The 19,672-nt window shown below is 72.5% G+C and carries 15 protein-coding genes and 1 riboswitch; of the genes, 11 read left to right on the plus strand and 4 right to left on the minus strand.

Annotated features, from left to right (window positions below; all coding sequences use genetic code 11):
- Positions 1 to 155: 155 nt before the first annotated feature.
- Entirely contained in the window at positions 156 to 914 is a 759-nt protein-coding gene (locus G7Z13_RS23560) for a M50 family metallopeptidase (protein ID WP_166002225.1), read from the minus strand.
- A gap of 51 nt (positions 915 to 965) precedes the next feature.
- On the opposite strand from G7Z13_RS23560, the gene G7Z13_RS23565 reads away from it, so the two are divergent.
- The 10 genes from G7Z13_RS23565 to G7Z13_RS23610 all read left to right on the plus strand — a co-directional run bounded on the left by G7Z13_RS23565 (position 966) and on the right by G7Z13_RS23610 (position 11,141).
- The gene (locus G7Z13_RS23565; RefSeq protein ID WP_166002226.1) at positions 966 to 1,784 is read left to right on the plus strand and encodes an SOS response-associated peptidase; all 819 of its coding nucleotides are present in this window, start codon (positions 966 to 968) and stop codon (positions 1,782 to 1,784) included.
- 1 nt (position 1,785) lies between these two features.
- The gene (locus G7Z13_RS23570; RefSeq protein ID WP_166002227.1) at positions 1,786 to 2,427 is read left to right on the plus strand and encodes an alpha/beta family hydrolase; all 642 of its coding nucleotides are present in this window, start codon (positions 1,786 to 1,788) and stop codon (positions 2,425 to 2,427) included.
- 307 nt (positions 2,428 to 2,734) lie between these two features.
- Positions 2,735 to 3,433, plus strand: coding sequence for a sigma-70 family RNA polymerase sigma factor (locus G7Z13_RS23575; RefSeq protein ID WP_206313135.1), 699 nt, complete (start codon positions 2,735 to 2,737; stop codon positions 3,431 to 3,433).
- On the plus strand, positions 3,430 to 3,732 hold the full coding sequence (gene rsrA, locus G7Z13_RS23580; RefSeq protein WP_166002229.1) for a mycothiol system anti-sigma-R factor: 303 nt from the start codon (positions 3,430 to 3,432) through the stop codon (positions 3,730 to 3,732). Before G7Z13_RS23575 ends, rsrA begins: the two co-directional genes overlap by 4 nt.
- 127 nt (positions 3,733 to 3,859) lie before the next feature.
- Positions 3,860 to 5,287, plus strand: a complete 1,428-nt coding sequence (locus G7Z13_RS23585) for an HD-GYP domain-containing protein (RefSeq protein ID WP_166002230.1) — start codon at positions 3,860 to 3,862, stop codon at positions 5,285 to 5,287.
- Positions 5,284 to 6,525 carry an HD domain-containing protein gene (locus G7Z13_RS23590; RefSeq protein ID WP_166002231.1) on the plus strand — a complete coding sequence of 414 codons (1,242 nt, stop codon included), beginning with the start codon at positions 5,284 to 5,286 and terminating at the stop codon, positions 6,523 to 6,525. The genes G7Z13_RS23585 and G7Z13_RS23590 overlap by 4 nt, the downstream gene beginning before the upstream one ends.
- A 116-nt stretch (positions 6,526 to 6,641) precedes the next feature.
- The gene (locus tag G7Z13_RS23595; protein WP_166002232.1) at positions 6,642 to 7,622 is read left to right on the plus strand and encodes a hypothetical protein; all 981 of its coding nucleotides are present in this window, start codon (positions 6,642 to 6,644) and stop codon (positions 7,620 to 7,622) included.
- A 125-nt stretch (positions 7,623 to 7,747) separates the two neighbouring features.
- Complete coding sequence (def, locus tag G7Z13_RS23600) at positions 7,748 to 8,398, plus strand: peptide deformylase (protein ID WP_166002233.1); 651 nt, start codon at positions 7,748 to 7,750, stop codon at positions 8,396 to 8,398.
- 287 nt (positions 8,399 to 8,685) lie between these two features.
- Entirely contained in the window at positions 8,686 to 9,765 is a 1,080-nt protein-coding gene (gene cyc1 / locus G7Z13_RS23605) for an epi-isozizaene synthase (RefSeq protein WP_206313229.1), read from the plus strand.
- Entirely contained in the window at positions 9,762 to 11,141 is a 1,380-nt protein-coding gene (locus tag G7Z13_RS23610; RefSeq protein ID WP_166002235.1) for a cytochrome P450, read from the plus strand. The genes cyc1 and G7Z13_RS23610 overlap by 4 nt, the downstream gene beginning before the upstream one ends.
- A gap of 70 nt (positions 11,142 to 11,211) precedes the next feature.
- Here G7Z13_RS23610 and G7Z13_RS23615 read toward each other — a convergent pair whose 3' ends face one another.
- The 3 genes from G7Z13_RS23615 to G7Z13_RS23625 all read right to left on the minus strand — a co-directional run bounded on the left by G7Z13_RS23615 (position 11,212) and on the right by G7Z13_RS23625 (position 15,519).
- Positions 11,212 to 12,225, minus strand: coding sequence for a ribonucleotide-diphosphate reductase subunit beta (locus G7Z13_RS23615; RefSeq protein WP_166002236.1), 1,014 nt, complete (start codon positions 12,223 to 12,225; stop codon positions 11,212 to 11,214).
- On the minus strand, positions 12,225 to 14,561 hold the full coding sequence (locus tag G7Z13_RS23620) for a ribonucleoside-diphosphate reductase subunit alpha (RefSeq protein WP_166005236.1): 2,337 nt from the start codon (positions 14,559 to 14,561) through the stop codon (positions 12,225 to 12,227). The genes G7Z13_RS23615 and G7Z13_RS23620 overlap by 1 nt, the downstream gene beginning before the upstream one ends.
- A 222-nt stretch (positions 14,562 to 14,783) precedes the next feature.
- A riboswitch (cobalamin riboswitch) is annotated at positions 14,784 to 14,866 on the minus strand.
- A gap of 77 nt (positions 14,867 to 14,943) precedes the next feature.
- Positions 14,944 to 15,519 carry a GNAT family N-acetyltransferase gene (locus tag G7Z13_RS23625; RefSeq protein ID WP_166002237.1) on the minus strand — a complete coding sequence of 192 codons (576 nt, stop codon included), beginning with the start codon at positions 15,517 to 15,519 and terminating at the stop codon, positions 14,944 to 14,946.
- 358 nt (positions 15,520 to 15,877) lie between these two features.
- Here G7Z13_RS23625 and G7Z13_RS23630 point away from each other — a divergent pair, with 358 nt between their 5' ends.
- On the plus strand, positions 15,878 to 19,486 hold the full coding sequence (locus G7Z13_RS23630; RefSeq protein WP_240926329.1) for an ATP-binding protein: 3,609 nt from the start codon (positions 15,878 to 15,880) through the stop codon (positions 19,484 to 19,486).
- The last annotated feature ends 186 nt before the right edge of the window (positions 19,487 to 19,672 follow it).

Here is a 19,672-nt window from a genome sequence, read left to right on the forward strand (position 1 = left end):
CCCCACTCGCGGCCTCGCCCGAGCGGGGGGTCCCCACCGCGGCGCGGCCGCCCGCCGGTACCGCCCCGCGCCCCCGAGGGCCAGGCGTCATCAGCCCAGCAGCCCCGCGGCGCGGCCGCCCGCCGGCGGTACCCCGCGCCCCCGAGGGCCAGGCGTCACCAGCCCAGCAGCCACCGTGCGCCGCCGGTCAGCGAGCACAGCGACACCGCGTGGAACAGGAACAGCCACACGCCGGCCGGCGCGTGCGTCAGACGGGCCAGCTGGTCGGCGTCGGAGTCGGGCGCTGCGCCCGCCCGCCCTACGCCGCCACCCCCGAAGGGCGCCTCCCGGCCCCTCCAGCGCCGCCGCTTCGACTGGAGCTCGAAGCCCGGGCGTACGCCCCCCAGCAGCAGGAACCAGACCACCGCGTACGCGAACGCCGCCTGCACCTGGGGGCCGGTCAGCCAGGACACCAGGACGAACAGGCTGCCGGTCAGCACCACCGTCAGCGTGCCGTACGCGTTGCGGATCATCACCAGCATCGCGAGCAGCAGGGCCGTCGCCAGCCAGAGCAGCAGCGTGATGCGGCCGGCCGCCAGCAGGGCCGCGCCGCCCAGGCCCAGCAGGGGCGGCGCGGTGTAGCCCGCGGCGGCGGTGAGGATCATGCCGAGGCCGTACGGCTTGCCGCGGCTCACGGTCAGGCCGCTGGTGTCGGAGTGCAGCCGGATGCCGGTGAGGGTGCGGCCGGTGAGCAGGGCGACCAGGCCGTGGCCCCCCTCGTGGGCGATGGTGATCGCGTTGCGGGACAGCCGCCACAGGCCGGGCGGGGCGGTCACGGCCAGCGCGGCCGCCAGGGTGGCGAGCACCACCCACAGGTCGGGGCCGGGCTGGGTGCCGACGAGTTCGTCCCAGAGCGAGGTGGCGGTGGTGTCCATGATTGCTGGGGCGCTCCCTCGGGTCGTACGGAGTCTGGCAGTGTGGCACGCATGTGCGGACGGTATGCAGCGAGTCGCAGGCCCGAGGACCTCGCGGGGATCTTCGGCATCGAGAAGTGGGAGGAGCCGGAGGAGACTCTTGAGCCCGACTACAACGTGGCGCCGACCAAGGAGGTCTACGCCGTTCTGGACCGCCCCCTGAAAGACGCGGACGACCCGCGTCCGGTTCGCCAGCTGCGCAGGCTGAGGTGGGGGCTCGTGCCGTCCTGGGCCAAGACGCCCGAGGGCGGCGCCCGGATGATCAACGCGCGCGCGGAGACCGTGCACGAGAAGCCCTCCTTCCGCCGCGCCTTCGCCGCCCGGCGCTGCATCCTGCCCGCCGACGGCTACTACGAGTGGGTCACCGGCAGCCAGGAGCGGGAGCTGGAGGTCGAGGGGCGGCGCAAGCGGCCCCGCAAGCAGCCGTACTTCGTGCTGCCCGCCGACGGAAGCGTGTTCGCGATGGCCGGGCTGTACGAGTTCTGGCGCGACCGCACGCTCCCCGACGACCACCCGCAGGCCTGGTGGGCGACCTGCTCGGTGATCACCACCGAGGCGGAGACCTCCCCGCTCGCCGTGGCGCCGGCCGAGGGCCCCGGCACGCTCGCCGAGATTCACCCCCGGATGCCGCTGATGCTCACCCCGGACCGCTGGGACGCCTGGCTGGACCCGTCCCGCACCGACCCCGACGACCTGCGCGCGCTGCTCGCCCCGCCGCCGCCCGGCCTGATGCGCGCCTACCCGGTGTCCACGGCCGTCAGCAACGTCCGCAACAACGGACCGGAGCTGCTGAAGGAGCTGGCGGCCCCCGAGGAGGGCACACTTTTTTGATGTGACGACCACCGAGACCACCCAGCTCGTCGAGACCGGCGCGGGCACCGCCCGCGTCACCTGGCACCGGGCCCGCGAGGCCCGTCTCGTCCTCGCCGTCAGCCACGGCGCGGGCGGCGGGATCGAGGCCCGCGACCTGAGGGCGGTCGCCGCCGCGCTGCCGGGCCACGGGGTGACCGTGGCGCTCGTCGAGCAGCCCTGGCGGGTCGCCGGGAAGAAGATGGCGCCCGCGCCGAAGACGCTGGACACCGGGTGGCGGGGCGTCTGGCCCGCCCTCGCCGCACCAGGCCTGCCGGTGATCGCGGGCGGGCGCAGCGCCGGCGCCCGGGTGGCCTGCCGTACGGCCGCCGAGCTGGGCGCGGCCGGTGTGCTCGCGCTGGCGTTCCCGCTGCACCCGCCGGGCAAGCCGGAGAAGTCCCGCGCCGGGGAACTGCTGGGAGCGGGGGTGCCCACCCTCGTCGTGCAGGGCGGCAACGACCCGTGGGGGAAGCCCGCCGAGTTCCCCGACGGCGACTTCCAGCTGGTGGAGGTGGCGTACGCCGATCACGGCCTCGCCGTGCCGAAGCGGGCGCCGCTGGGCCAGGCCGAGGCCCTGGCGGTGGTCACGGACGCGGTCGTGAAGTGGGCCGGGTCGCTCGGGTGAGGCCGCACGGCTCGGACTGCTCGGGTAAGGCTTCGGAAAGAGTTCGGCAAGGCCTCGGGAATGTCCGGCGGGCGGTCGCTGTTGAGGCCGACAGAAGTGCTGACCGACCAGCACCGATGTCGTTGGAGAGGAAGTCCGCCGCATGGGTTCGACCTTCTGCCCGAGCCGTAGCAGCCGCTCTGACCTGGACTGGACGGTGCTGCACGCGGCCAAGACCGCCCCTGTTCGGGCGGCGGGCGGACCGGATCGTCGTCTATCCTCCGATTCGAGTGGGACTGGTTTCGGCCCCGCAACGATTTTCGAGGAGGTGGGTCCGGTCAGCGGTACCGACGCAGGGACCGACAACGGCCAGGCGGAGCTGCCCGAGGGCCAGGGCATCAGCGCGGACACGAGTGCGGAGACCACCGCCGAGCGCAGCGCGCGCTTCGAGCGGGACGCGCTCGAATTCCTCGACCAGATGTACTCGGCCGCACTGCGCATGACGCGCAACCCGGCCGACGCCGAGGACCTGGTGCAGGAGACGTACGCCAAGGCGTACGCGTCCTTCCACCAGTTCCGCGAGGGCACCAACCTGAAGGCCTGGCTGTACCGGATCCTCACCAACACCTTCATCAACTCCTACCGCAAGAAGCAGCGTGAACCGCAGCGCAGCGCGGCCGAGGAGATCGAGGACTGGCAGCTCGCCCGCGCCGAGTCGCACATGTCGACGGGGCTGCGCTCCGCGGAGTCGCAGGCGCTCGACCACCTGCCCGACTCGGACGTGAAGGAAGCCCTCCAGGCGATCCCCGAGGAGTTCCGCATCGCCGTGTACCTGGCCGATGTCGAGGGCTTTGCGTACAAGGAGATCGCGGACATCATGGGGACACCCATCGGAACGGTGATGTCCCGGCTGCACCGGGGCCGCCGTCAACTGCGCGGCATGCTCGAGGACTACGCCCGCGAGCGCGGGCTGGTCCCGGCCGGCGCCGGAGAGTCGTCGAACGAAGCGAAAGGCTCGGGCTCATGAGCTGCGGAGAGCCGCACGAGACGGACTGCAGTGAGGTCCTGGACCATCTGTACGAGTTCCTCGACAGTGAGATGCCGCCCCTCGACCGGGACAAGTTCCAGCACCACTTCGAGGAATGCTCGCCCTGCCTGGAGAAGTACGGACTGGAGCAGGCGGTGAAGAAGCTGGTCAAGCGGTGCTGCGGGCACGACGAGGTGCCGACCGACCTGCGCGCCAAGGTCATGGGGCGGATCGAGCTGATCCGCTCCGGGCAGACCGTGCCCGAGCACGACGTGACGGCGACATCCCAGGAGTCCTGAACCCGCCCGGCGGGGTCGCGTCACCCGAATGTGCTAATCGGCGGACCATCGGCCCGCACCCTCCCCCCGGCCACCCTAGGCTCCGAGCCTGGACAGACAGGGACGGGGGCTGGGGAGGGACGTCGTCATGGAGACCGTTCCGGCACGGGCCCGGGCGTACGTCGCCGGTGTCGCCCTCGCCGCGCTGATCTGTCTGGCTCCACTGCCCACGACGCGCGTCCCCTGGTGGGCGGTCGCGCTGCCGGCGGCCCTGTACGCCGCCGGTGAGTGGATCACCGCCCGCCGGTCGCCCGGCGCCTGCCAGCCCGTGCTGCTGGCAGGCGCCTTTCTGCTGCCGCCGCCCGCCGCCGCGCTCGTCGCGCTCCCGGGGGCGCTGCTCGCCCGGGTCGACCAGCGGCCGGTGCTGCTGCGCCGGATCTGGCGGGCCGCCGAGCCGGTCCTCGCGGTGTGGGCCGCGGCCCGGGTCTTCGGGCTGCTGGGCGGGCGGGCCGCCGTCGCCTCCGCCGACTTCCCGTACGCGCTGCTGCCCGCCGCCGCCGCGCTGCTGGTGTTCTGCGCGGTCCTCGCCCTCCTCGACGGCGGCGTCCTGCTGGCCGCCGAGCGGGTGCCGGCCCGCCGGGCCTGGCGGGGGCTGTTCACGCGCTCGCTCGCGCCGCTCGCCGTGCACGGGCTGGCCGGCCTGATGATGGCCGTGCTGTGGCGCAGCCGCTACGGGCCGGCCGCCTCCCTGCTCGTACTGCTGCCGATGTGCGTCTCCTGGTGGGCCTTCGCCCAGTACCACCGCGAGCGGGCCGCCCACCAGGCCACCATCCGGGCGCTCGTGCAGGCCGTCGAGATCAAGGACGGGTACACCCGCGGTCACGGCGAGCGGGTCGGCCAGGCCTCCATGATGATCGCCCGCGAGCTGGGCATGGACGACGAGCGGGTCGAGGTGCTGCGGTTCGCGGGCATCCTGCACGACGTGGGCAAGCTGGGCGTGCCCACCCGGCTGCTGCGCAAGGACGGGCCGCTGACCCCCGAGGAGCGGCGGATCATCGAGCTGCACCCGGAGTACGGGCACGAGATGGTGCGGGGCATCTCCTTCCTCGGCGAGGCGCGGGCCGCCGTCCTGCACCACCACGAGCGGATGGACGGCAGCGGCTACCCCTACGGGCTCGTCGGCGACCGGATCCCCGAGTCGGCGCGGGTCGTCGCCGTCGCCGACGCCTTCGACGCGATGACCTCCACCCGCAGCTACCGGCGGGCCCGGCCCGTCGAGGCGGCGCTCGCGGAGCTGGAGCGGTGCGCGGGGACCCAGTTCGACCCGCGGATGGTGGACGCGCTGGCGCGGGCCCTCGGCACCTACGGCTGGCGTCCGGCGGTGACCGCCGACGAGGTCCCGGCACCGCGACCGCCGTCCTCGTCTCGCGCCGGCCACGGGGAGGCCGGACGCGAGGCAGTCGGGCGCGAGGGAGTCGACCGCGGGGAAGCAGGGCGGGAGGTGTCCGGAGGCCCGCCCCCCGCGGCCGGTCGGGACGGCGGCGCGGCCCCCGGCCGGCAGGAGGCCCGCCGGTGACGACCTGCCTGCCGCGCACCCTCATCCACACCTGTGCCGCCCTGCTCAGCGCTCTCTGCCTCGCCGCCACGCTCGGCACCGGCCTCGCGGAGCGCGGTGTCGCGCTGGCGTTCGGCGCGCTGGTCGCCCTCGGGGAGCTGACCCGGTGGACCGGGACCGAGCGGATCCGGGAGGCCGCGCCGGTCGGCGCCGCCGGGGCGCTGTCCTACGCCCTGCTCGGCGAGAACGCCGGCCGGCCCACGGGCCACGGCGTCGCCCAGGTCGTCTCCGTCGTCCTCGCCGCGTCGCTGGCCGGCTGCGTCCCGCACCTCGCGCGCGGCCAGGGGCCGACGTCCGACGACCTGGCCCGGCGGGTGCTCACCGCCGGCTTCGCCGCCGCCTGCTTCCAACCGCTGTACAACCGGGGCGTCTTCGACGGCTGGACCGGCCCCGCCTACGGTCTGCTGCTGGTGGCACTGCTCGCCCTGACCGCGCTGTGCGACGCCGTGCTGGCCGCCGCGCTGGCGGGCTCGCGCACCGGCTGGCCGTTCGGGCCGCTGCTCCGGGACGAGCTGCGGGCCCTGTCCGGTGCCGGCTCCGCGGTGTGCGCGACCGGCGTCGTGATCGCGCTCGGGGTCGCCGTCGCCGGGCTGTGGGCGCTGCCCGTGTTCAGCGTGCCGCTGCTGCTCACCCAGCTCGCCGTCCGCCGGTACGCCGCCGTACGCGCCACCTACCGGCAGACCATCGCCTCCCTGGCCCGCGCCACCGAGATCGCCGGCTACACCCCCGCCGGGCACGCCCGCCGGGTCGCCGCGCTCAGCCGGGCCGTCGGCCGCGACCTGGGCCTGTCCGAGGCCGAGCTGACGGTCCTGGAGTACGCGGCGCTGATGCACGACATCGGGCAGCTCAGCCTGGTCGACCCGGTGCCCGCCGGGGCCACCGCCACGCTGCCCGCCGCCGAGCAGCGCAGGATCGCCCTGCTCGGCGGGGCCGTCGTCCGGCAGACCGGGGTGAGCCCGCAGGTCGCCGAGATCGTGGAGCGGCAGGCCGACCCGTGCGCGGAGCAGCCGCTCGCCGCGCGGATCGTCCGGGTGGTCAACGCGTACGAGGAGAAGGCCCAGGGCGCCGGACCCGGCGGGCCCCTCACGGCGCTGGAGGAACTGCGCCTCGCGGCGGCGGGGGAGTACGCCCCGGAGGTGGTGGAAGCGCTGGCCCGGGTGCTGTCGCGGGACTGTCTGACCCTGCCCGTGGGTGGGTAACCCATGGGTAATGAGCGCCCTTCCAGGCGTACGTGGTTGGATGCGAAGGAGAGGGAGTCCGAGAGGCTGTCCGGGGACACAGCCGGCCCACTCCACGGAACTGGCAGGCGGGAATCGTGAGGATCTTCGGCAAGGGACGGCACCGGCCCTCCGCCTCCTGGCGGCAGGCCACCGACCGTGCGTTCACGCTCATCGGCGACGGCCGGTACGAGGACGCGGGCGCGTTGCTGACACGCGCCGCCGATCTGGAACCCTGGCTGTCGGAGTCTTGGTTCAACCTCGCGCTGCTGCACAAGTTCCGGCACGACTGGGAGCAGGCGCGGGCCGCGGGCCTGCGGGCCGTCGCGCTGCTGGACCGGGAGACCGGGGCGCCCGACTGGTGGAACGTCGGCATCGCCGCCACCGCCCTCCAGGACTGGCCGCTGGCCCGGCGCGCCTGGCAGGCGTACGGGCTGCACGTGCCCGGCGGTGCCACGGACTCCGGCGAGCCCGTCGGCATGGACCTGGGCAGCGCGGCGGTGCGGCTGTCGCCCGAGGGCGAGGCCGAGGTGGTGTGGGGGCGCCGGCTCGACCCGGCCCGGATGGAGGTGCTGTCGATCCCGCTGCCGTCGTCCGGACGGCGCTGGGGCGAGGTCGTGCTGCACGACGGGGTGCCGCACGGGGAGCGGACCACGGCCGCCGGGCACATCTACCCCGTCTTCGACGAGATCGAGCTGTGGGCGCCCTCGCCGGTGCCGACCTGGGTGGTGCTGCTGGAGGCGGCCACCGAGGCGGACCGGGACGCGCTGGAGCAGCTGGCCGCGGAGGCCGGGTTCGCCGCGGAGGACTGGTCGTCGTCGGTGCGGCTGCTGTGCCGGATGTGCTCGGAGTCGCGGATGCCGGCGGACGAGGGGGACGGGGAGCATCTCGATCCCCACGACCACAGCGAGCCGGGGCATCCGGGTCCGCTGGGGCACCGCACCGACGGGCAGCTGTGGGTGCCGGAACGGGAGTGCGGGGTGGCCGCGCCGGCCTCACTGGTCCGGGGTCTGCTGGACGGGTGGGTGGCGGACAGCCCGGACTCCAGGGACTGGCGGGACCTCGAAGAGGTCTGCTAGCGCCCTTGCCGGGTGGGCGCCCGTCGAGGCTGGTCGCGTCGTTCCGCGCGCCCCCGAGGGGTGCGTTGCCCGTACCCTGGATGCGCATCGCACCCTTGTTTTTCCTAGGAAGGCATACGTCGGTCATGGCGCAGCAGGACACCGATCAGCAGCACGTGGGCGTGCTCCCCGTGGACGACGAGGGCTTCGTCATCGACACGGAGGACTGCGAGGAGCGCGAGCGGGCGTACCGGGAGCGTGGCACCTCCCGGCCGATCACCGTCGTCGGGAACCCGGTGCTGCACAAGGAGTGCCAGGACGTCACCGAGTTCGACGACGAACTGCGCAAGCTGGTCGACGACATGTTCGCCTCGCAGCGCACCGCCGAGGGCGTGGGCCTGGCCGCGAACCAGATCGGCGTCGACCGCAAGGTGTTCGTCTACGACTGCCCGGACGACGAGGGCGTGCGCCACGTTGGCGTGGTGTGCAACCCGAAGCTGGTCGAGCTGCCCGCGGACCGGCGCCGCCTCGACGACAGCAACGAGGGCTGCCTGTCGGTGCCGACCGCGTACATGCCGCTGGCCCGGCCCGACTACGCCGAGGTGACCGGCCAGGACGAGTACGGCAACCCGATCAAGGTGCGCGGCACCGGGTACTTCGCCCGGTGTTTGCAGCACGAGACGGACCACCTCTACGGCTACCTGTACATCGACCGGCTCTCCAAGCGGGACCGCAAGGACGCGCTGCGGCAGATGGCCGAGAACGAGCCCCGGTACCCCGTGGTCCCCAACGAGTGAGTTCCGCGCGCCCGTCGGGCGCGTTTCGCACGGCGTCTGGCCAGGTTTCGTTTCCTGACCAGGCGCCGTTCGTCTGCGCGTCGTAGGTTCGCACGCGTCACTTCCGCGCCGATCCAGAACCGGTCACGCAAGCGGGGTGTCTCGGCAGTATGGGGGAGTGAGTACCGCAAATCCGTTCCCAGGACGGTCAGTTGTAGTGCTGAATGGGAAGTGCGGGGTTACGCAACGGCGCACGCCCGGCACGGCCGAGGGGTGTGTGCCGACCGGCGGCTGAGAGGGGTTTGTTCGTGCCTGCTTTCCCACACAGCACCACCGCGACCGCGGTCGCCGTTCCACCGTCGCTCGCACTTCCGGTGATCGAGGCGGCGTTTCCCAGGCAATTGCACCCGTATTGGCCCAGGCTCCAGGAGAAGACCCGTACCTGGCTACTGGAAAAGCGGCTGATGCCGGCGGACAAGGTGGAGGAACATGCCGACGGCCTGTGCTACACCGACCTGATGGCCGGGTACTACCTCGGCGCTCCCGAGGAGGTCATGCAGGCGATCGGGGACTACAGCGCCTGGTTCTTCGTCTGGGACGACCGCCACGACCGGGACATCGTGCACCGCCGCCCGCAGGCCTGGGACCGGCTGCGCGCCCGTCTGCACACGGCCCTCGACCACCCCCGGGGCCACCTGCGTCACGAGGACCCGGTGGTGGCCGCCTTCGCGGACAGTGTGCTGCGGCTGTACTCGTTCCTGCCCGGCACCTGGAACGCGCGGTTCGCCCGCCACTTCCACGCGGTGATCGAGGCGTACGACCGGGAATTCCGCAACCGTACCGAGGGAGTCGTGCCTTCGGTCGAGGAATACCTGGAACTGCGCCGGCTCACCTTCGCGCACTGGATCTGGACCGATCTGCTGGAACCGAGCGCGGGAATCGAACTGCCGGACCCGGTGCGGAAACACCCGGCATTTTGGCGGGCGGCCTTGCTCAGTCAGGAATTCGCCGCCTGGTACAACGACCTCTGTTCGCTGCCCAAGGAAATCGCGGGAGACGAGGTCCATAATCTCGGCATCAGTCTCATCACCCATGAAGGGCTGACCCTGGAAGAAGCGATCGCTGAAGTCCGGCAGCGCGTCGAGCGATGCATATCCGATTTCGTCACCGCCGAGCGGGAGGCACTGCGGTTCGCCGACAGCCTCGACGACGGAACGGTGCGCGGAAAGGAACTCGCCGTCGCCGTGCGCACCTGCGTCGCGAATATGCGGAACTGGTTCAGCTCCGTGTACTGGTTCCACCACGAGTCCGGCCGGTATCGGGTGGACAGCTGGGACGACCGGTCCACGCCCCCGTACGTCGACAACGAAGCGGCAGGTGAGAAATGACCGTCGAGTCCGTCAAGCCCGCGGCCCACGACTCCGGCCGGGCACCGGAACTGCGCGAACCGCCCCTCGCCGGCGGAGCCGTACCGCTCCTCGGCCACGGACCGAAGCTCGTCCGCGACCCGCTGGCCTTCATGTCCCGGCTGCGCGAGCACGGCGACGTCGTCCGGCTCAGGCTCGGCCCCAAGACGGTGTACGCGGTCACCACCCCCGCGCTCACCGGCGCCCTCGCCCTCAGCCCCGACTTCAAGATCGACGGGCCGCTGTGGGAGTCCCTGGAGGGCCTGCTCGGCAAGGAGGGCGTGGCCACCGCCAACGGCCCCCGCCACCGCCGCCAGCGCCGCACCATCCAGCCCGCCTTCCGGCTGGACGCCATCCCCGCCTACGGGCCGGTCATGGAGGAGGAGGCGCACGCGCTGACCACCCGCTGGCGGCCCGGCGAGACCATCGACTGCACCGCCGAGTCGTTCCGGGTGGCCGTGCGGATCGCCGCCCGTTGCCTGCTGCGCGGCCAGTACATGGACGAGCGGGCCGAGCGGCTGTGCACCGCGCTCGCCGTCGTCTTCCAGGGCATGTACCGGCGGATGGTGATCCCGCTGGGGCCGCTGTACCGGCTGCCGCTGCCCGCCAACCGCGAACTCAACCGCGCTCTGGCCGATTTGCATCTGCTCGTCGACGAGATCATCGCCGAGCGCCGGGCATCCGGTCAAAAGCCGGACGATTTGCTGACGGCATTGCTGGAGGCAAAGGACGAGAATGGTGAGCCCATCGGGGAGCAGGAGATCCACGACCAGGTCGTCGCGATACTCACCCCCGGAAGCGAAACCGTCGCCTCCACGATCATGTGGCTGCTCCAGGTGCTCGCGGAACATCCCGAACACGCGGACAAGGTCCGGGAAGAGGTTGAATCCGTAACCGGTGGGCGTCCGGTGGCATTCGAGGACGTCCGCAAGCTGCGGCACACCAACAATGTCGTCGTCGAGGCGATGCGTTTGCGCCCGGCCGTCTGGATATTGACCAGGCGGGCGCTGACTGACACCATCCTCGGCGACTATCGCATTCCGGCGGGAGCCGACATCGTGTACAGCCCGTACGCGATCCAGCGCGACCCGCAATCGTACGACCGCCACCTCGACTTCGACCCCGACCGATGGCTTCCGGAACGGGCCAAGGACATTCCGAAATATGCCATGAGCCCCTTCAGTGTGGGTAATCGGAAGTGCCCGAGCGACCACTTCTCGATGGCTCAGCTGACGCTCATCACGGCGGCCGCGGCGACGAAGTACCGCTTCGAGCAGGTGGCCGGCTCCGACGACGCCGCCCGCGTCGGCATCACGCTGCGGCCGCAGCGGCTGCTGCTGAGGCCCGTGCCCAGGTGACGGCGGAAGGGCCGGGGTCGGCTCCTCGGGCCGGCCCCGGCCGCGTCGCACCGATGGCCTCGCGGGAGCCTCAGAAGTCCTCGTCCAGGTCCACGGTGCCCTCCACCGCGACCTGGTACGCGGACGGGCGCCGCTCGAAGAAGTTGGTCAGCTCCTGGACGCCCTGCAGCTCCATGAAGGAGAACGGGTTCTCCGAGCCGTACACCGGGGCGAAGCCCAGCCGGGTCAGGCGCTGGTCGGCCACGCACTCCAGGTACTGCCGCATGGACTCGGTGTTCATGCCCGGCAGGCCGTCACCGCACAGGTCGCGGGCGAACTGCAGCTCCGCCTCGACGGCCTCCCGCAGCATGTCCGTCACCTCCTGCTGGAGCCGGTCGTCGAAGAGGTCGGGCTCCTCCTTGCGGACGGTGTCGACCACGTCGAACGCGAAGGACATGTGCATCGTCTCGTCGCGGAACACCCAGTTGGTGCCGGTCGCCAGGCCGTGCAGCAGGCCCCGGCTGCGGAACCAGTAGACGTAGGCGAACGCGCCGTAGAAGAACAGGCCCTCGATGCACGCGGCGAAGCAGATCAGGTTCAGCAGGAAACGGCGCCGGTCGGCCTTGGTCTCCAGCCGGTCGATCTCCTCGACCGAGTCCATCCACTTGAAGCAGAACTCGGCCTTCTCCCGGATGGACGGGATGTTCTCCACGGCCGCGAAGGCCGCCGCCCGGTCGTCCGGATCGGGCAGGTAGGTGTCCAGCAGCGTCAGATAGAACTGGACGTGGACGGCCTCCTCGAACAGCTGGCGCGACAGATACAGGCGCGCCTCGGGCGAGTTGATGTGCTTGTACAGCGTCAGCACCAGGTTGTTCGCCACGATCGAGTCGCCCGTCGCGAAGAACGCGACCAGCCGGCCGATCAGATGCTGCTCGCCCGGGGACAGCTTGGCGAGGTCGGCGACGTCCGAGTGGAGGTCGACCTCCTCCACGGTCCAGGTGTTCTTGATGGCGTCCCGGTAGCGCTCGTAGAAGTCCGGGTAGCGCATGGGGCGCAGGGTCAGCTCGAAGCCCGGGTCGAGGAGATTGGCGTTACGGGTGGTCATTACTGGCAGGCCTCGCAGGACTCGGGGTTCTCAAGGGAGCAGGCGACCGCCTCGGGGTCGGCGGTCTGCTGCACGGGGACGGTGGGCTGCTGCGCCTGGGCGGCGCGGGCGATGCGCGTCGCGGGGCGCGAACGCAGGTAGTACGTCGTCTTCAGCCCGGACTTCCAGGCGTACGCGTACATCGAGGAGAGCTTGCCGATGGTCGGCGTCTCCAGGAAGAGGTTCAGGGACTGCGCCTGGTCCAGGAACGGGGTGCGGGCCGCGGCCATGTCGATCAGGCCGCGCTGCGGGATCTCCCACGCCGTGCGGTACAGCCGCCGGACGTCCTCGGGGATCCACGCGAAGCCCTGCACCGAGCCGTTCGCGTCGCGCAGCGCCTCACGGGTGCGGGCGTCCCACACGCCGAGCTTCTTCAGGTCGGCGACCAGGTAGGAGTTGACCTGGAGGAACTCGCCGGACAGCGTCTCGCGCTTGAACAGGTTGGACACCTGCGGCTCGATGCACTCGTAGACGCCCGCGATCGAGGCGATGGTGGCGGTCGGCGCGATGGCCAGCAGCAGCGAGTTGCGCATGCCGACCGACGCGATCCGCTCCCGCAGTGCCGCCCAGCGCTCCGGCCAGGTCAGCTCCACGTCGTAGTGGTCGGGGTGCAGCACCCCGCGCGCGGTGCGGGTCTTCTCCCAGGCGGGCAGCGGGCCGTTGCGCTCGGCGAGGTCGGCGGACGCCTCGTACGCGGCGAGCATGATCCGCTCGGCGATCCGCGTGGACAGCGCCTTCGCCTCGGCCGAGTCGAAGGGCAGCCGCAGCTTGAAGAACACGTCCTGCAGACCCATCGCGCCGAGGCCCACCGGACGCCACTTGGCGTTGGAGCGGCCCGCCTGCTCGGTCGGGTAGAAGTTGATGTCCACGACGCGGTCGAGGAACGTGACGGCGGTGCGGACGGTGGCGTCCAGCCGCTCCCAGTCGATGTCCTGACGGGCCGGGTCCACGAAGGCGCCGAGGTTGACGGAGCCCAGGTTGCAGACCGCCGTCTCGCCGTCGTCGGTGACCTCCAGGATCTCCGTGCAGAGGTTGGAGGAGTGGATGACGTGGCCCGGCTCGGCGGTCTGGTTGGCGGTGCGGTTGGCGGCGTCCTTGAACGTCATCCAGCCGTTGCCGGTCTGCGCGAGGGTGCGCATCATCCGGCCGTACAGATCACGGGCGGGCATGGTCTTCTTCGCGAGGCCCTTCGCCTCGGCCGCGCGGTAGGCCGCGTCGAACTCCTCGCCGTACAGGTCGACCAGCTCCGGCACGTCGGACGGCGAGAACAGCGACCACTGCTCGTCGGCGTTCACGCGGCGCATGAACTCGTCCGGCACCCAGTGCGCGAGGTTCAGGTTGTGCGTGCGGCGGGCGTCCTCGCCCGTGTTGTCGCGCAGCTCCAGGAACTCCTCGATGTCGGCGTGCCAGGTCTCCAGGTAGACCGCGGCCGCGCCCTTGCGCCGGCCGCCCTGGTTCACCGCGGCGACCGAGGCGTCGAGGGTCTTCAGGAAGGGGACGATGCCGTTGGAGTGGCCGTTGGTGCCGCGGATCAGCGAACCGCGCGCGCGGATCCGGCTGTACGACAGGCCGATGCCGCCGGCGTGCTTCGACAGGCGGGCGACCTGGTGGTAGCGGTCGTAGATGGAGTCCAGCTCGTCCTTGGGGGAGTCCAGGAGGTAGCAGGACGACATCTGGGGGTGCCGGGTGCCGGAGTTGAACAGCGTGGGGGAGGAGGGGAGGTAGTCGAGGCGGCTCATGAGCCCGTAGAGCGCCGCGACCTCCTCCACGGAGCGGGTGGTGTCGTCCTCGGCGAGACCGGCGGCGACGCGCAGCAGGAAGTGCTGGGGCGTCTCGATCACCTTGCGGGTGATCGGGTGGCGCAGCAGATAGCGGCTGTGCAGGGTGCGCAGGCCGAAGTAGCCGAAGCGGTCGTCGGCGGCGCGGTCGACGAGGGCGTCCAGGCGTTCGGCGTGCAGCCGGACGAACGCGGCGGTGCGGTCGGCGATCAGGCCCTCGCGGTGGCCGACGGCGACGGACTCGGTGAACGACGTGACGCCCTGCGAGGCGGCCTCGGCGGTGATGCCGATCGCCAGCAGCCGGGCGGCCAGCCGGCTGTAGGCCGGGTCCTCGGAGATGAGCCCGGCGGCCGCCTCCGTGGCCAGCTCGCGCAGCTCCGTCTCGTCCGCGCGGGCGGAGCGGCCGCGCAGCGCGGCGGCGGCGACCCGGCCGGGGTCGGCGTCGGGGAGATCGGCGGTCAGCTCGGTCAGGGTCCGCAGCAGCGCGGCGCCGGGACCGTCGGCGTCCTGGGACGGCACGGCCGCGTCGTGGGACGGGACCGCTGCGGGGTGGGACGGGACCGCTGCTGAGGCCGGATCTGCGGGCGCGATGGTCACGTGGGGGCTCTCCCTCGCTCGGCACGGGGGCCTGCGAGGGCAGGGGGCAGCTCACGAGCGCACGCGGGCGTCGCGTCCACCGGCCCATTCCACGAGGCCCGGACGTCGGGCGCCCGGACCGGACGGCCGGGCGCACTGTCGGCAGGTCCTCGGACTGACTCCCATACACGCCTATACGGGTATGGGTACACCGTTGCGGGACAGTTCCGGATTCCCACCGGATTCCCCTGCGGCGACAGCGAGCATGAGCATACATGTTGTGCCGGGTGGCGGTAGCACCCCCAGATGTTGTGTCGGGCCGGTTTCAGAGGGTCAACTCATAGGTGAGCAGAGTGATGTCGTCCAACTCCGGCAGCGGCTTCCAGTCGCGCTCGGGGGTGCGCACGAAGCCCAGGCGTTCGTAGACGCGGTGGGCGGAGCGCATGGCGCGCTGGGACGACAGGACGACGCGGACACAGCCCGGGGTGGCGCGGGCCCGGTCGACGCAGGCGCGCACCAGGGCCGCGCCGACCCCGCGGCGCCGGGCCTCGTGCGCGACGGCCAGCATGCGTATCTCGGCCTCGCCGGGGCCCGCGATGTCGGCCATCGGCCCACCGGAGGGGACGAACGTCACACCGCCGACGACCCGCTCTCCCTCCTCCGCCGCCCGCTCACTCCCCTCCGTCAGCCGCTGTCCCTGCTCCGCCGCCCGCCCTTGTTCCCTCGCCACGGCGACCAGCACCTCCGCGGCGGCCGCCCGTTTCGCCACGTCTCTCAGCTCGTGCAGATACGCGTCGCTCTCCCCGAAGTCGAGCAGGCCGTCCCGGAGATAGGCCTGGGCGGTGAGCTCGGCGACGGCGTCGTACTCGGCGGGCGTGACGGGGCGGATGACGATCTCCATGGGACCGAGTGTGCCGAAGGGGTGTGACATCGTCCGGGGTTTTCCCCAGGGGCGCCGGGGCCCCGCAGCCGGGTTGCGGGCCCCCGCCGGAGTGATTCCATGGAAACAGGACTCCCGTGAAGGAGAAGCGTCATGCCGGGGGTCGCCGGACCGGGGCGGGGGCGCTCCAGGCCGAGGGGCGCGCCGTACCCAGAGGCCACATCATGCCGAAGGCCGCACCATGACCAAGGCCGCACCGTGACCAGGCCGCACCGTGACCAAGGCCGCACCCTGACGAAGGCCGCACCGTGACCGGGGCCGTCCCGTGACACGGGTCGTACGGCACCCGCCGGGCAGGCGGCGCCCGCGCGACGCGCCGATGTCGACACTCGAACTGCGGCGCGCGGCGAGCCGGGTGCGGCACCGCCTGCTCGGCTACTGGCACGCCCTGACGATCCGTCTGGAGGCCCGGCGCGGCGCCACCCGCCCCGGCAAATGGCGCCGATGGCTCTCCTACACCACCGTGACCCGGATCATCTGGCTGCTGGGCGCGCTGCTGGTCGTCGCCTGGTGCGGGGAGGCCGTCTACAACCTCGCCACCGGGAAGGACACCGCCATCGACCGCCTGGGCGGCGACACCAACGGCCTCGACGACCTCCTGCGCTTCATCGGCCCCGTCCTCACCGCCTCCGTCGCCGCCGCCCTCTTCCTGTTCTGGTGGTACAGCTGGACCAAGCGCCGCTACCTCGCCCGCGCCCGCTCCTGCCCGCGCCGGCTGGTGCTCACCGCCGGACCGGACATCGACCGGATCGTGGGCCGCGAGGAGGTCGCCCAGGTGATCGCCGAGCGGCTGCGGCAGCGCGAGACACGGCGGCCGTACCTGCTCGTCGGCGGCGTCGGCGCGGGCAATACCGCCGTCCTGGTACGGCTGACCGAGCTGCTCGCCCGGCAGCGGGCCGTACCGGTGCCCGTCCGGCTGCGCGACGCGGACCGCGGCAGCGCCCTGAACTTCGAACTGCTCGCCAAGCAGCGGTTCGCCGAGGAAGCACCGCGCGGCATCCTCGCCCGCACCAAGAACGAGCGGGTCTGGCAGCAACTGCTCGCCGACGACAAGGTGGTCGTCATCGCCGACGGCCTGGAGGAGGCCCTGCTCGACGAGAGCGCGCAGCAGAGCCGGGACAACATCATCCGCCTCGCCATCGAACGCGCCCACGCCGAGCGACTGCCCCTGGTCATCGCCTCCCGGCCGCACAGCCCGCTGGAGAGCACACCCGCCGCGATCGTGGAGCTGGAGCCGCTGAGCGAGGAGGAGGCACTGCACTTCGTCGCCTCCCGGGTCCCCGACACCGACGAGCGCCGGGTGGACTGGATCGTGGAGACGGCCGAGGTCACCGAGTCGCCGATCTACCTCCAGATCGCCCGCGACCTGCACCAGCACGGCCTGCTCGAACGGGACCGCCCGCGCGACGACCCCTACCGGCTCGACACCCGCAGCCGGGACCGCGGCACCCTGCGGCTGTGGCTGCTGGAGACCTGGGAGACCGCGCTGTGCGACGGCCTGCTGCGGGACACCGTGGCGGTCGGCCCGCGCGAGCGGCGCGAGACCCTGGAAGTGGTCTGCGCCCTCGCCTGCGTGGGCCTGCTCCAGGACAAACTCGAGGTCGGCTTCGCCGAGTTGCTCGACCAGGACATCCACGCCGGCCCCGCCCGGCGCGCCCGTACCCGCGCCGACCACCTCTGGTCCGCCCGGCGCGGCTTCGACCGGTACGGCGGACACGGCACCGTCTTCTCCGCATGGCACCGCCAGCGGATCTGGGGCGCGCTCTGCGACCGGCTCGGCGACGAGACCAGCCGGCGGCTGCGCGAGGGGAACCGGGACCAGTGCCACGCCCTGCTCGCCGCCTTCATCGGGAACGCGGACAAGCTGCAGCTCGTCGAGGGCTTCGAGAAGAAGGTCCGCTTCCCGCACAGCATCATCCAGGCCTACTTCGGTTTCCGCGTCCTCAACCACCTGGGCGAACCGGAGGCCGGCCGGCTGGTCGAACAGGCGCTGCAGCCGCCCGGACCCAGCCGTGAACTGCTCATCTCCCTCGTCCTGCTGTCCCGCCGCCGGGCGGCGGAACTCACGGCGGGCGGCGCCGGGGTGCGCGCCGAGCTCGGCAAGGAGGTCCGGGAGCGGTGGCGGCAGACCTCCGCGCGCGGACGCACCCTGGCCCGCCGGCTGTACGCCGCCGCCCAGCGCCGTACCGACGACCCCAAGGCCCTCGACCTGTACGCGGCGGCCGTCGAGGTGGAGAGTGTGGAGGCCGACCCGCGGTTCCTCGCGGACATCGTCGCCGCCGTGCACGCCCGCTGGACCCGCTTCAAGGGCGATCCGCGCAGCCTCCAGGACGCCAAGCTCAGGCTGCTCAAACAGCTCGGGGCGGCGCTGCGCCAGGTCTCCGACCGGATGGACACCACTCCCCTGTACTGGCAGCTGTTCCGGATGGGCACCGTGGAGCCCTCGTACCGGATCCGCCTGGCCGCCGCGCAGGAGTTCGGCAGCGGGGGCAACGCGGCGTTCGCCGTGATCCGGGAGCGGGTCGGGCTGACCACCGATCCGATCGAGGAGTACACCACCGCGATCCACGACCTGAAAGCCTGGAAGCGGCGGGAGTACGAGGCGTGGGCCGCGCAGATGACGCGCGCCCGCAGCGCCCGGGGCAGCGCGCGGGCGCGGACGCCGCAGCGGGTCGAGGGACTGATGCGCCGGCGACGGGCGTTGAACCAGCGCTACCGGGAACGGCGGGTCACCCTCTTCCGGGAGTTCGTGATGCGGGCCTGGATGGTGCCCATGCTGCTGGGCTCCGTCGACGACGCGCACCGCGACGAGGCCCGTGAGCGGCTGACCCGGTGGCTGCGCCACCTGGACCCGAAGTACACCGGCGGCACGCCCGATCTGCCGCTCGCCCTGGAGACGGCGCTGGCCCAGGGCTTCAAGTACGCGGCGAACCGCCGCAAACGGCATCCGGACACCTACCCGGGCAACCGCGCGGAGCTGATCCGCCAGGCGGAGACCGTGCTCCAGCGGTCCCGCTGCTGGTACAGCCAGCTCTCGCTGCTCCAGGCACTGTGCCTGTGGGAGCTGCCGGACACCGCGGGCCGGCACGAGCACGGCCGCGCCGGCAGCGGGCCGGACGAGCGCCCGGACGGGACGCGCCGCAGGGGCACCGGCATCGGCGGGGCGAGCGCCGTCCAGACCGTGGAACGGTGGCTGTCGATGGCCGGTACGGTGAACCGGGCGCCCGGTGGGTCCGTCGGGTCCAGTGGGTCAGGCGGGTCCGGTGCGTCGGGCGGGTCCGGCGGGCAGGGGCAGCGGCGGCGGCTCCACCCGTTCGTCGCCGAGGCGGGCGACCTGGTGGCCCTCGCCCTGGAGACGGGCGAGCCGGAACGCTTCCTGTGGATCGACGAGAAAGGCGTCACCGACACCATCGGCTCGCGGCCCCGCGGCAGCGGCGGGTACCGCAAGCACAACCTGTGGATTCCGCCCGCGGCCGGCTGGAGCACCCTCGACCCGCGGGCCCAGCGCCTGGTCGCCGACGTGCTGGTGATGCTCAACCTCATCGAGCGGGACGGGCATCCGGACGAGGTCGAGGAGCGGCTGGCCCGCGTGGAGCGGCCGGACGTGCTGCTGCCGCCGTGCATCAGCACCGACCGGGCTCCGCTGCGGCCCGGGCTCCGGGCCGGGACCTCGGTGCTGCCCCCGCCCGGCGAGACCTGCCTGCCGGACTGCGCGTTCCAGCTCTGCCCGTACCCGCCGCGTGGCTGCGTCCCGCGCGGCGAGATCCGCGAGCCCTTCTGCCGCCAGCAGCAGGCACTCCTTCCCGGCCGCTGGCGCCGCTGCCTGCCCCGGGGCCTGCGCCGGAAGACACCGCACTGGGTGGGCATGCGCGTCCGTGAACTGGACCGCTTCTGGGCGGAGATGGCCCAGCGCACGCGGGACGACTGACACGGGGGGCGACTGACACGGGGGGGCGACTGACAGGGGTGACGACGGACACGACGGCCCACCGGACCGGACAGGACCGGACCCCGCACGCGGCCGGCGGCGACCCGCACCACGCGGATCGCCGCCGACCGGCTGTCCGGAGCCTGCTCAGAACCGGCTCACGCCCCGCCTACCGGCTCCCACCGG

This window comes from Streptomyces sp. JB150 (genome assembly GCF_011193355.1).
In the GTDB taxonomy this organism is placed as follows: domain Bacteria; phylum Actinomycetota; class Actinomycetes; order Streptomycetales; family Streptomycetaceae; genus Streptomyces.